Source organism: Microbacterium sp. SD291, assembly GCF_017355365.1.
Lineage (GTDB): Bacteria > Actinomycetota > Actinomycetes > Actinomycetales > Microbacteriaceae > Microbacterium.
In genome coordinates, this window is record NZ_JADIJR010000007.1 from 36,046 (window position 1) to 48,969 (window position 12,924).

At 69.5% G+C, this 12,924-nt stretch carries 11 protein-coding genes; 2 read left to right on the forward strand and 9 right to left on the reverse strand.

Features of this window, described 5'->3' with window-relative positions:
- Nucleotides 1–24: 24 nt before the first annotated feature.
- Genes IPV10_RS05740 through IPV10_RS05775 form a run of 8 tightly spaced genes read right to left on the reverse strand, consistent with a single transcriptional unit; the run spans nt 25 to nt 8,529 of the window.
- Nucleotides 25–747, reverse strand: coding sequence for a DUF6882 domain-containing protein (locus IPV10_RS05740; protein ID WP_207481355.1), 723 nt, complete (start codon nt 745–747; stop codon nt 25–27).
- 22 nt (nt 748–769) lie between these two features.
- A complete protein-coding gene (locus tag IPV10_RS05745; protein WP_207481358.1) occupies nt 770–2,014 on the reverse strand; it encodes an MFS transporter in 1,245 nt (414 codons plus the stop codon).
- A gap of 51 nt (nt 2,015–2,065) precedes the next feature.
- Nucleotides 2,066–2,869 (reverse strand): HpcH/HpaI aldolase/citrate lyase family protein, encoded by an 804-nt coding sequence (locus IPV10_RS05750; protein ID WP_207481360.1) that lies wholly within the window; start codon nt 2,867–2,869, stop codon nt 2,066–2,068.
- Nucleotides 2,854–3,642, reverse strand: coding sequence for a 2-keto-4-pentenoate hydratase (locus tag IPV10_RS05755; RefSeq protein ID WP_207481370.1), 789 nt, complete (start codon nt 3,640–3,642; stop codon nt 2,854–2,856). The genes IPV10_RS05750 and IPV10_RS05755 overlap by 16 nt, the downstream gene beginning before the upstream one ends.
- Entirely contained in the window at nt 3,639–4,805 is a 1,167-nt protein-coding gene (gene hpaD / locus IPV10_RS05760) for a 3,4-dihydroxyphenylacetate 2,3-dioxygenase (protein ID WP_207481372.1), read from the reverse strand. The genes IPV10_RS05755 and hpaD overlap by 4 nt, the downstream gene beginning before the upstream one ends.
- A gap of 27 nt (nt 4,806–4,832) precedes the next feature.
- The gene (gene hpaE, locus IPV10_RS05765) at nt 4,833–6,371 is read right to left on the reverse strand and encodes a 5-carboxymethyl-2-hydroxymuconate semialdehyde dehydrogenase (RefSeq protein WP_207481374.1); all 1,539 of its coding nucleotides are present in this window, start codon (nt 6,369–6,371) and stop codon (nt 4,833–4,835) included.
- Nucleotides 6,371–7,099 carry a GntR family transcriptional regulator gene (locus IPV10_RS05770; RefSeq protein ID WP_207481376.1) on the reverse strand — a complete coding sequence of 243 codons (729 nt, stop codon included), beginning with the start codon at nt 7,097–7,099 and terminating at the stop codon, nt 6,371–6,373. Before IPV10_RS05770 ends, hpaE begins: the two co-directional genes overlap by 1 nt.
- Nucleotides 7,051–8,529: a fumarylacetoacetate hydrolase family protein gene (locus tag IPV10_RS05775; protein WP_207481378.1), complete on the reverse strand. Its 1,479-nt coding sequence runs from the start codon at nt 8,527–8,529 to the stop codon at nt 7,051–7,053. The genes IPV10_RS05770 and IPV10_RS05775 overlap by 49 nt, the downstream gene beginning before the upstream one ends.
- Nucleotides 8,530–8,672: 143 nt before the next feature.
- On the opposite strand from IPV10_RS05775, the gene IPV10_RS05780 reads away from it, so the two are divergent.
- Nucleotides 8,673–10,052 (forward strand): MFS transporter, encoded by a 1,380-nt coding sequence (locus IPV10_RS05780; RefSeq protein ID WP_207481380.1) that lies wholly within the window; start codon nt 8,673–8,675, stop codon nt 10,050–10,052.
- Between the two features lie 75 nt (nt 10,053–10,127).
- Here IPV10_RS05780 and IPV10_RS05785 read toward each other — a convergent pair whose 3' ends face one another.
- A complete protein-coding gene (locus IPV10_RS05785; RefSeq protein WP_207481382.1) occupies nt 10,128–10,832 on the reverse strand; it encodes an IclR family transcriptional regulator in 705 nt (234 codons plus the stop codon).
- A gap of 208 nt (nt 10,833–11,040) precedes the next feature.
- Between IPV10_RS05785 and IPV10_RS05790 the strand changes: the two genes are divergently transcribed.
- Nucleotides 11,041–12,906, forward strand: a complete 1,866-nt coding sequence (locus IPV10_RS05790) for an FAD-dependent monooxygenase (protein WP_207481384.1) — start codon at nt 11,041–11,043, stop codon at nt 12,904–12,906.
- Nucleotides 12,907–12,924: the final 18 nt, after the last annotated feature.

A 12,924-nucleotide genomic window follows, 5' to 3' on the forward strand; every position in this document is an offset into this window, starting at 1 on the left:
GCGGATGCCGCGGCATCCGCTCTGTCAGCCCTGAGTGCTCAGCGAGCTCTCCACGCCGGTGATGCGCGCATGCTCGTCGAAGCGGAACGTCGCAGTCCCGGTGCTGTCGGACACGGTGGCGCCGGAGAACGCCTCATCCGCCCATGTCAGCGTCCAGCCGGCGAGACGGGCCAGGTCCCACACCGCGGTCCTGGCGTCCGCAAGCGCGAGGGTCTGCAGCGCGCGGGGGAGTGCGACCACGGCCGCGGCGACCGTGAGCGGCGGAAGCGGTGCGTCGAGCAGGAACACCGCGCGTGTGCCGCCGCCGACCGGTGCGGAATAGTAGGGCGAGCGCCCTGTCAGTTCGACGGCGACCCCGCCGATCGTGTGTGCGGCGCGGGTGATCCATTCGTCGTCACCAGCGGCCTCAGCGGGGAACGGGACCTCGGCGGTGGAGAGCTCGGCGATCCCGTGCTGGTCGCCATAGGCCTTGAGTGGTGCGGCCACACCCTCGGCGTCGCCCTGCGGATGCGCCCACGCCCACAGCAGGGAGCGCGGCCCCGGAGCGATCGTCGCGATCAGGTGCGCCTTGGCGACCAGCGTGCGGGTCGGATCGGCGTCGGCCGTGAACGTCAGGGTGCCGGCGGCCATGTCGGCATCCCAGCGATGCTCGCCGAGTGCGTCGGCGGCCGCGGTCAGGGTGTCCTGGCGGAGCGCGGTGAACAGGGCGGCACGGTCGGCGAGCGGCTGGAGCGCGGCGAAGGTCATGCACACAGTCTCGCCCCGATTGCTATGAATCCGCCAACGCCGGCGCATGCTCGAGCGCGCCGTCGACCCTGCCCATCCGCCACACGCTCGGGATCAGCATGGTGCCGAGTGCCACGACCGCGTACACGACCGCCGAGCCGACCAGCAGCGAGGTCGGGTCGACCTGGCCGATCAGCCAGCCGAACGCGAGCGTGCCGATCGGCATCGCCACGAAGCTCGCGAGCATGTCGTAGCTCGCGACGCGGGACAGCTTGTCGCCGGGGATCTGCTCCATCTCGGTGACGTTCCACCCCGTGTTGAAGATCTCCACGCCCGCGCCTGCGACGAACGCCGCGATCGCGACGAACAGCGCATGCGGGTACAGGCCGAGCATGGCCAGCGGGATCGCGAGCGCGCTGACCGCGAGCATCCCCCATCGAAGGGGACGGCGCAGCGGCAGCCACATCAGGATCAGCGTCATCACGAGGATGCCCGCGCCCTCGGCGCTCAGCACCCAGCCCCAGCCCGTGATGCCCAGCCGTGGGTCGTTCTTGGCGATGTAAGGTCCGGCGACACCCCAGGCGCCGATGTGGATCGCGTTGAGGAGCATGAACGCGAGGCAGATGCTCCACATCCACGTGCGTGACCAGAACTCGTGCCAGCCGGTGCGCAGGTCGCGGAAGAAGCTCGAGCCGGAGGGAGCGGGTGCGGGCAGCCGCACCATCGCGAGCAGCACGATCGCGATCGCCCATCCGGCGGCCTGGACGACCATCACCCAGGCGGGGCCCGCCGTCGCGACGAGGATTCCGGCCACGATCGGGCCGCCGATCGTCGTCGCGGAGCGCACGAAGGAGAGCATCGCGTTCGCCTGCTGCAGGTGCGCCGGCGTCGTCAGCTGCGGGATGATGCCCTGCATGGCGGGCATCACGAAGGCGGAGGAGGCGCCGTTCACCGCCGCCAGGAGCGCCAGAAGCGGCACCGTCGCAGCGCCCGTGAACAGCAGAGCCGCCATTGTGCCGATCGAGAGGATGTCGATCACGTAGCACGACTGGATCACGAGCGCCCGCGGCAGGCGGTCGGCGACGACTCCGCCGAAGATGAGGAAGACCACGTTCGCGAGCGTGAAGACCGTGAGCACGATCGCGAGAGACTCCGGGGCGTTGTCGATCCCGAGCACCGCGAACGCGAGCGCGATCGAGGACATCGAGCCGGTGATCATGGTGATCGCGCGGGCGAGGAAGAACCACCGGAACCCGCGGTCCTGCATCGCGGCGAGGCCGCGCATCATCGGGGGCCGTCGAGTCTCAGCATCCGATCATCCTGCCATGAGCAGGGAGCGTCAGTAGCTCGCGCGCGCCGTCTCGTCGGTGGCCGGGATGAAGCGGGCGGCCAGCGCCTCGGATGCCCGCGCCAGCAGCGCCACGTCGGCACCCACCGCGACGAAGTCGGCGCCCGCCGCGATGTACGCGTCGGCGGCGACGGGGTCGAACGCGTTCACGCCCACGGGCTTGCCCGCGCCCTTGACCGCGACGAACACGCGCTCGACCGCGGACACCACGTCCGGATGCGTCTGCTGGCCGAGCAGCCCCATGGAGGCCGACAGGTCGGACGGACCGACGAAGATCGCGTCGACGCCGTCGACGGCGGCGATCTCGGCCGCAGCATCAACCCCGGCCGCCGTCTCGATCTGCACGGTCAGCGATGTGTGCTGGGCCGAATCGGCGAGGTAGCCGTCGACCCGGTTCCAGCGTGCGCTGCGGGCCAGCGCGCTGCCCACGCCCCGGATGCCCTCCGGCGGGTATCGGGTCGCCGAGACCGCACTCCGCGCCTCGTCGGCGGTGGAGACCATCGGCACGATGAGGTTCTGGGCGCCGAGATCGAGCACCTGCTTGATGGCGACGGGATCGCCCCACGGCACGCGAACCACCGGCGTGATCGGATAGGCCGCGGCGACCTGCAGCTGCAGGAGCACGGACTCCAGCGTGTTCGCCGAATGCTCCATGTCGAGCAGGAGCCAATCGAGGCCCGACCCTGCGGCCACCTCGGTGATCAGCGGGCTGCCGGAGCAGGCCCACATCCCGATGAGCGGGCGCTCGGCTCCGGCGAGCTGCTCGCGGAAGGAGGCGGCTAGACGAAGCGGCATTCGATCGTTCCCATCGGTCCGTAGTCGCACAGCACCTCGTCGCCGCGCGACACCCACATCGGGCGCGTGAACGATCCTGCCAGGATGATCTCTCCCGCCTCCAGACGCGCGCCGTGCTGGTGGAACTTGTTCGCCAGCCACGCCACTCCGGTCGCGGGGTGGTTCAGCACTCCGGCGGCGACGCCGGTCTCCTCGATCTCGCCGTTCTTGAACAGCAGCCCGGGCACCCAGCGCAGGTCGATCTCGTCGGGGCGCTTGCGCACGGCGCCGAGCACCATCGCGCCGTAGGCGGCGTTGTCGCTGATCGTGTCGACGATCGTGCGGCCCTCGAGCTCGATGTGCGAGTTCAGCACCTCGAGCGCGGGCACCGCGTAGTCGATCGCCGCGAGGGCGTCGTCGAGCGTGCAGTCCGGGCCCTCGAGCGGATGCTTGAGCACGAACGCGAGCTCGACCTCGATGCGCACGTTCGAGAAGTGGTCGACCGGGATCTCGGCGCCCGACTCGTACACGGTGTCGTCGAACATGACGCCGAAGTCGGGCTCGGTGATCCCCGTCGCCTGCTGCATCGCCTTCGACGTGAGGCCGATCTTGCGTCCGACGAGCTTGCGGCCGGCATCGATCTGCGAATCCCGCCAGACGCCCTGGATCGCGTAGGAGTCCTCGACCGTCGCCTCCGGGAACCGCGCGGTGATCCGCGGGATCACGCCGTGCGTGCGGTCGGCCTCGGCCAGCTCCGCGGCGATCTGCGCGATGGTCTCCGCGGGGAGAGTCACAGCTGGTGACCCAGCTTGTACTCGCCCTGCTTCCACTCGGGCATGGACTCCTCGCCCTCGTCGGGGCGGGTGTACGAGAAGCCGTCGGCGCCGATGGTCACCGCCATCTCCGAGGTGTCGGTGCGGGCGACGACCGGCTGCGGGTTGCCGTCGAGGTCGAGCACGAGGCTCGCATCGGTGTACCAGGACGGGACGACGGGGTTGCCCCACCAGTCGCGGCGCTGGTTGTCGTGCACGTCCCAGGTGATGACGGGGTTGTCCGGGTCGCCGGTGTAGTAGTCCTGCGTGTAGACCTCGACGCGGTGGCCGTCGGGGTCGCGCAGGTACAGGTAGAACGCGTTGCTCACACCGTGCCGGCCGGGGCCGCGCTCGATCGCGTCCGAGCGGCGGAGCGCGCCGAGCTTGTCGCAGATCGCGAGGATGTTGTGCTTCTCGTGCGTCGCGAAGCACACGTGGTGCATGCGCGGGCCGTCGCCGCCGGTCATGGCGGTGTCGTGCACGGTGGGCTTGCGGCGCATCCACGCGGCGTACACTGTGCCCTCGTCGTCCTGGATGTCCTCCGTGACGCGGAAGCCGAGGTCCTGCATGAACTTCACGGCGCGCGGCACGTCGGGGGTGACCTGGTTGAAGTGGTCGAGTCGCACGAGCTCGCCGGGGATGTGCAGGTCGTAGCGCCACGACATCCGCTCGACGTGGTCGGTCTGGTGGAAGAACTCGTACGGGAAGCCGAGCGGGTCGACCACGCGCACCGAGTCGCCGATGCCCTTGACGAAGCCGTTCTCGTTGCGGCGGACCTCGCAGCCGAGCTCGGTGTAGAACTCGACCGCGCGGTCGAGGTCCGCAGGCTCCCGCACGCGGTAGGAGAACGCCGCGACGGCGGCGACGGGGCCCTTGCGCAGCACCAGGTTGTGGTGGATGAACTCCTCGGTGGAGCGGAGGTAGATCGCCTCGTCGTCCTCCTCTGTCACGTACAGGCCGAGGATGTCGACGTAGAACACCCGGGAGGCCGCGAGGTCGGTGACGACCAGTTCCATGTAGGCGCAGCGCAGCACGTCCGGCGGCGTGCTCGTCGGGGTCGGGGTGGGGTTGTCGGGGTGGATGGGCGCCTCCTGGCTCACGTAGAAGCCGGAGGAGGTCTGCGTCATTTCTTGGCGGTTCGTCATGTCAGCGTCCTTGCTAGCGGTGGCGGGTCAGCGGGGGTCCGGGTCGTCCAGGTCGGTGGCCCCGTGCGGATCCTGCTTGCCGAAGGTCGGGTTGTGTGCGCCGCCCAGCGTGATGTGCACGCTCTGCTGGTCGGTGTAGAAGTCGATCGAGCGGTAGCCGCCCTCGTGGCCGAGGCCCGAGGCCTTCACGCCGCCGAACGGGGTCCGGAGGTCGCGCACGTTGTTCGAGTTCAGCCACACCATCCCTGCCTCGACGGACTGCGCGAAGTTGTGCGCGCGCGTCAGGTCGTTGGTCCAGATGTACGCGGCGAGGCCGTACTTCGTGTTGTTCGCGAGCGCGAGCGCCTCTTCATCCGAGTCGAACGGGGTGATCGCGACCACGGGGCCGAAGATCTCCTCCTGGAAGATCCGGGCGTCGGGGGAGACGTCGGCGAACACGGTCGGTGCGACGAAGTTGCCCTCCTCGAAGCCCTCCGGACGCCCGCCGCCGGCGACGAGACGGCCCTCGGACTTGCCGATCTCGACGTAGCTCATCACCTTGTCGTAGTGCTCGGGGTGCACGAGCGCGCCGACCTCGGTCGACGGGTCGTGCGGGTAGCCGACCTTGACGCGCTTCGCCTGGGCGGCGTACCGCTCGACGAACTCCTCGTAGATCGCGCGCTCGACCATGATGCGGCTTCCGGCGGTGCAGCGCTCGCCGTTGAGGGAGAAGACGCCGAAGATGGTGGCGTCGACCGCGGCCTCGAGGTCGGCGTCGGCGAAGACGACGGCCGGCGACTTGCCGCCGAGTTCCATCGACAGCCCCTTGAGGAACGGGGCGGCGTTGCCGAAGATGATCTGGCCGGTGCGGCTCTCGCCGGTGAACGAGATCAGCGGCACATCCGGGTGCTTCACCAGGGCGTCACCGGCATCCTCGCCGAGGCCGTTGACGAGGTTGAAGACGCCTGCTGGCAGGCCCGCCTCCTCGAAGATCCCGGCCCAGAGGGATGCCGAGAGCGGGGTGAACTCGGCCGGCTTCAGCACCACCGTGTTGCCGGTCGCGAGGGCGGGGCCGAGCTTCCAGGACTCGAGCATGAACGGCGTGTTCCACGGCGTGATGAGGCCGGCGACGCCGATCGGCTTGCGGTTGACGTAGTTCATCTGCTTGCCGGGCACCTTGTAGGCGTCGTCGGCCTGCGCGACGATCAGGTCGGCGAAGAAGCGGAAGTTCTCGGCGGCACGGCGGGCCTGGCCGAGGGCCTGGGTGATCGGCAGACCGGAGTCGAACGACTCGAGCTCGGCGAGACGCGCGTCGCGCGACTCGACGATGTCGGCGATCCGGTGCAGCACTCGACTCCGCTCGCGCGGCAGCATCCGCGGCCAGGGGCCCTCGTCGAAGGCGCGCTTGGCCGCGGCCACCGCGAGATCGATGTCGGCCTTCTTGCCTGCCGCCGCCGTCGTGTAGGTCTTGTTCGTCACCGGGTCGAGCACGTCGAACGTGTCGCCGTCGGTCGAATCGACGAAGGCGCCGTCGATGTAGTGCTGGATGTGGTCGGGCAGATCGGCGGGGATGCGGGAATCGGTCATCAGGCTTCTCCAGGATTGTGGTGGTTGCGGGTGTGCAGCGCCGCGAGGAATGCGTCCCTCGTGCGCCAGCGGTGGTTGCGGGCGGCGAGCTCGATCTCGAGGGGGTCTGCACCCTCTCGGATCAGCTCGAGGATCTGGGCGTGCTCGTCGACGGAGTGCTGGGCTCTGCCTGGCACGTAGGCGAACGTGGAATCGCGGATGCCGGAGAGGCGCGACCAGCCGCGATGCACGAGGTCGAGCAGATGCGGGTTGGGACACGGCTCGAACAGCAGCGAATGGAACTGGCGGTTCAGCTCGGTGAACGCGTGCGCATCGAGGTGGTCGAGCATCGCGTGCATCCGCTCGTTGACCTTCGCGGCGGCGTCCAGCGCCTTCGCGTCGAGGAAGGGCGCGGACAGTGCCGTCGCCGCGCCTTCGACGAGGCCGAGCGTCTGCATGGTGTGCGCGTATTCGCTCTCGTCGACGAGGGTGACTCTGGCGCCCACGTTGCGCTCGAACGTGACCAGTCCCTCCGCCTCGAGCCGGCGGATCGCCTCGCGCACGGGCACGACGCTCATTCCGAGCTCATCGGCGATCGAGCCGAGCACGAGGCGGTAGCCGGGGCCGAAGGCGTGGCCCGCGATCCGCGAGCGGATCCAGGCGTAGGCCTGCTCCGACTTGCTGGCGCTCGCGAGGGTGGTCACTTCCCGGCCCCTCCGCTCATGGCGTCCGCGTATTTCGCGCGCCATTCGGCGTTCATCGGGAACAGGCCGTCGACGGGGTGGCCGGCAGCGACCTGTTCGGCGATCCAGGCGTCCTCGACCTCCTGCGCGATGGCGTCGTCGGCGACCTCGGCCGCGAGGGCGGGCGGGATGACGATCACGCCGTCGCCGTCGCCCACGATGATGTCGCCCGGCTGCACCGTCGCGCCGCCGCAGGCGATCGTGACGTCGACGTCCCAGGGGACGTGCTTGCGGCCGAGCACCGACGGGTGCGCGCCGCGCGAGAACACCGGCAGGCCGATCTCGGCGACCGCATCGAAGTCCCTGACGCCGCCGTCGGTGACGACGCCTGCGGCACCGCGCGCCTTCGCACGGAGGGCGAGGATGTCGCCGAGCGTGCCGGTGCTGTCGTCGCCGCGGGCCTCGATCACGATGATCTCGCCCTCGTTCACCGCGTCGAACGCGCGCTTCTGCGCGTTGTAGCCGCCGCCGTGGCTCTTGAAGAGATCCTCCCGGAACGGCACGAAGCGCAGCGTCTTCGCCGTTCCGACGATCTTGGTGCCGGCGATGTTCGCGGCGACGCCGTCGATGAAGCAGGAGTGATGACCGCGCTTGCGCAGCTGCGCCGAAAGCCCGGCCGTGGGGGCCTCGAGGAGCTTGGCGCGGAGCTCGGGGGACATGCCTCCTGCCGTCGCCGGCGCCTCCTCGGGCGGCAGGCCGGCCTCTTCGCGTGAGCCCCACGCCTCAGTCCGCTGCAGGTCGTCGACCGCAGGAAGCGACCCGAGCGCCTCGTCGAAGGGGACATCGCCCTGCGTGACGGTCGTGACCAGCCGGCCGGAGGTCGGGGCGCCGGGAGCATCCGGAGCATCCACCTCGATCTCGACCACGTCGCCCGGCACGATCACCGACGAACCCGCCGGAGTGCCGGTGAGGATCACGTCGCCGGGCTCCAGGGTGAAGTGCTGCGACAGGTCGGCGACCAGCTGCGCGAGCGGGAAGATGAGCCCGGCGGTGGTGTCGTCCTGCCGGACCTCGCCGTTCACCCAGGCGCGTACGCGGAGGGCTGACGGGTCGACCGCGCGGGCGTCGATGAGATCGGGGCCGAGCGGGGTGTAGCCGTCGCCGCCCTTGGAGCGGACGTTCGATCCCTTGTCGTTCGCGCGGAGGTCGTAGAGCCCGAGGTCGTTCGACGCGGTGACCCAGCCGACGTGATCCCACGCGTCCGCCAGGGAGACGTGACGGGCCTCGGTCCCGATGATCAGCGCGATCTCGCCCTCGAAGGCGAGCAGCTCGGTTCCGGCCGGCCTCTCGACGGTGCCGCCGGTGACGCCCACTGAGCTCGCCGGCTTGAAGAAGTAGGAGGGGGCCGCCGGTCGCCGGCCGCGCTGGTCAGCGCGTGAGGCGTAACTCAGGTGGATCGCGATGATCTTGCCGGGGCGGGGGATGGATGCCGTCACGGATGCGCCTCCTCGCGCTCTTCGTCGAAGCCTTGTGCGTCGTATTCGAAATCATATATCATCGTGACATCGATCGGCAAGCATCGGCGGAAGCCAGGGGATGCACGCCGTGACAACGCCGTCACAACCTAAGGAGACACCCCATGAGCGGGCAGTCACAGGATGGGTTCACCCCCACCGGAACCATCGCCTCAGCGGCCGATCGCCGCCGCGTCGTCTTCGCCACAGTCGTCGGGACCACCGTCGAGTGGTACGACTTCTTCATCTACGCCACGGCCGTCGGACTGGTGTTCGGGCAGCTCTTCTTCGAGCCGCTCGGCAAGAACAGCGCGCTGATCGCCTTCGCGACCGTCGGCGTCAGCTTCCTGTTCCGCCCGCTCGGCGCCTTCCTCGCCGGGCACTACGGCGACAAGCTCGGCCGCAAGGCGGTGCTGATGTGGACGCTGATCCTGATGGGTGCCGCGACCGCGCTGATCGGCGTGCTGCCCACCTACCAGGCGATCGGCATCACGGCGCCGATCCTGCTGGTGCTGCTGCGCATCCTGCAGGGCATCTCTGCCGGCGGCGAGTGGGGCGGGGCCGTCCTGATGGCGGTCGAGCACGCGCCCAAGTCGCGGCGCGGCGTCTTCGGCGCCTCTCCGCAGATCGGCGTGCCGCTCGGTCTGCTGCTCGCCTCCGGCGTGATGGCGCTGATGACGGTCATCGCACCGGGTGACCAGTTCCTCGCGTGGGGATGGCGCATCCCGTTCCTGCTCAGCGTCGTGCTGATCCTGGTCGGCTACTACGTGCGGCGCAAGGTCGAGGAGAGCCCGGTGTTCGCCGAGCTCGCCGAGCGCAAGGAGAAGGCGCGGATGCCGATCGTGCAGCTGTTCGCCAAGCACACGCTGCTCGTCGTCATCGCCGCCCTCGTCTTCGCCGGCAACAACGCTGTCGGATACATGACCACCGGCGGGTACATCCAGGGCTACGCCACGAACCCGGAGGGCCCGATCGGACTCGACCGCGGTGCCGTGCTCTGGGCGGTCGCCGGCTCAGCGGTGACCTGGCTGATCTCGACCCTCTTCGCCGGCTGGATCTCGGACCGGATCGGACGCCGCACGACGTACATCATCGGCTGGATTCTCCAGCTGGCCGGCGTGTTCGCGCTGTTCCCGCTTGTGAACACGGGTGAGATCGGTCTGCTGTTCGCCGGCCTCGCGATCCTCACGATCGGCCTCGGATTCACGTACGGGCCGCAGGCCGCGCTGTACTCGGAGCTGTTCCCCGCGAGCATCCGCTTCTCCGGCGTGTCGATCTCGTACGCGATCGGCGCGATCGCCGGCGGCGCCTTCGCCCCGGCCATCGCGACCGCGATCGTGCAGGCGACCGGATCCACCGAGGCTGTGACCTGGTACCTCGCCGGCATGACCACGCTCGGACTCGTCGCGACGCTGCTGCTGCGCGACCGCTCCGGCATCCCGCTCGGCCCCGATCACGAGGCGGAGCAGTCGGTCAGCCCGATCTACGGGCTCGCGAAGGCCTGACGCCCTCGCGCGCAGACTTGCGGGGATGGATCCGGTCGCTCCAGACGTATGCGGAGCGGCCGAATCCATCCCCGCTCAGCCCTCAAGGGACTCGCGGATGACGGATGCCGAGCGCACGAGCCGTGCGGCGATCTCGGCGTCGTCGAGATCCGTCGCGACATGGACGACGGCGATCGCGGCAGGGCGCTGCCCGCGCACCACGAGCGGCACCGCCACCGACTGCACCGTGGGGATCACCTCGTCGTGGCTCGTCGCATAGCCGAGCCGACGCGCGGCATCGACCTGGTCGCGCAGCGCAGGCGCGGCATCCGACGGCCATTCCCTGGCCGCCAGCTGCGTCAGGATCGCCTTGCCCGGCGCGCCGACGGTCACCGGATGCCGGGCGCCCGGCCGCTGCGCCACGCTCGCGACGGCGTGGCGTGGCTCGATGCTCGCGAGCGTGATGCAGTCCTCCGCGTCGAGCACGGCGAGGAAGCAGGTCATGCCCAGCTCGTTGGCGATCGCGGTGAGCTCGGGGAGGGCCTCGGCCTGCAGGTCGTGCGCGACGCCTGCGGCCAGGGCGGCCATGCGCGCGCCGAGGCTCACGGCGCCGGAGGCATCGCGCGCGACGAGGCGGTGGTCCTCGAGCGTGCGGAGCAGGCGGTACGCGATCGAGCGGTGCACGTCGAGCCGGGTGGCGATCTCGTCGATCGTGAGCGGTCCGAGAGCATCCGCGAGGACCTCGAGGATGCGGATGCCGCGGCTCAGCGTCTGCGATGCCGGGGTCGTGCTCTCGGCCATGCGAGCTCCTTACGGTTCGCGAGACTTCACGAATGTCACGTTTTCCGCGCGATTTCATGACATTCGTGAAGTCTCGCGGGCTGTGTGGGTTGTGGGGGCGCGAGGTCCCACGTAAGCTGTGTTCAATAGTAGAACGTTGTGTTCGAATATAGAACACAACGATTCGCAAAGCAAGACCCGACAGAGCAGTCCGGAAGGATCGACGACGATGCAGTTCCACCACCACGGTTACGTCTCCGGTGACCCGCGTGTGCTTCCCGCCGCGGTCGCCGAGCGCGACGCCGACCTCCCCGACGAGATCGACGTCCTCATCGTCGGCTCGGGCCCTGCCGGCATGCTCCTCTCCGCGCAGATGTCGCAGTTCCCGAGCGTCACCACGCGCATCATCGAGAAGCGCGAGGGGCGGCTCGTGCTCGGCCAGGCCGACGGCATCCAGCCGCGCAGCGTCGAGACCTTCCAGGCGTTCGGATTCGCCGAGCGGATCGTCGCCGAGGCCTACAACATCGGCTGGATGAACTTCTGGGGTCCCGATCCGGAGGACCCGAGCCGGATCATCCGCACCTCGCGCACCGCCGACTACGCCTACGACATCTGCGAGTTCCCGCACCTGATCGTGAACCAGGCGCGCGTCCTCGACTACTTCGCGGAGGCCGCGGCAGACGGCCCCGCCCGCATCGTGCCCGACTACGGCGTCGAGTTCGTCGGACTCACGGTGCACGAAGAGGGCGAGTACCCGGTCGAGGTGCAGATCCGCTACGTCGCGGGGGAGCGGGCGGGCGAGGAGCGCACCGTCCGCGCGAAGTTCGTGGTCGGCTGCGACGGCGCGCGCAGCGGCGTGCGCGGCGCCATCGGACGCACGCACGTCGGCGAGAAGGCCGCACACGCCTGGGGCGTCATGGACGTTCTCGTCAACACCGACTTCCCCGACTGGCGCACCAAGTGCGCCATCAACTCCGAAGCGGGCAACATCCTGCACATCCCCCGCGAGGGCGGCTACCTCAGCCGGATGTACATCGATCTCGGCGAGGTCCCGGAGGACGACCACCACCGCGTGCGGGAGACTCCGATCGAGGAGATCATCCGCAAGGCGAACGCGATCCTGCATCCCTACACGATCGACGTGAAGCAGGTCGCCTGGCACAGCGTCTACGAGGTGGGGCACCGCGTCACCGACGGCTTCGACGACGTCATCGACGGATCGGGCCGCACGCCGCACGTGTTCCTCACCGGCGACGCCTGCCACACGCACAGCGCCAAGGCTGGCCAGGGCATGAACGTGTCGATGCAGGACGGCTTCAACCTCGGCTGGAAGCTCGGCGCCGTGCTCACCGGGCGCTCTCCCGAAACGCTGCTGGCCACCTACGGGGCCGAGCGACGTCCGGTCGCCCAGCAGCTGATCGACTTCGACCGCGAATGGTCGTCGCTGATGGCCCGCAAGCCGGGCGAGATCACCGACCCCAACGAGCTGGCCACCTACTACCTCGCCACAGCCGAGTTCCCGTCCGGCTTCATGACGCAGTACACCTCGTCGATGATCACGGGGTCCGACGCTCATCAGGCGCTCGCCGCGGGCTTCCCGCTCGGGAAGCGGTTCAAGTCGGCCGAGGTCGTCAGGGTCGGCGACGGCAACGCGATCCACCTCGGGCATCACGCCAGGGCCGACGGACGCTGGCGCGTCTACGCGTTCGGCGACCGCGACGGATCCGGTCTCGAGACGTGGGCCGCGCAGGCCTCCTCGGTGTTCGCCCGGTTCACCCCGGCGGATGCCGACGCCGACGCCGTCTTCGACGTGAAGGCCGTCTACCAGCAGCCGTACGAGGCGCTCGAGGTCACCACGGCGCCCGAGCTGTTCCAGCCGAAGAACGGGCCGCTCGCGCTCACCGACTGGGAGAAGATGTACGCGGCCGGGCCGTCGAAGTGGACGGACGTCGACATCTTCGAGGCGCGCGAGCTGTCCCGCGACGGCGTCGTGATCGTGGTGCGCCCCGACCAGTACGTCGCCGCGATCCTGCCGCTGGATGGCGTCGATGAGCTCGCCGGCTTCCTCGAGGGAGCCTTCCTCCCGGCATCCTGACCGTCTGCCCCCCGTCTC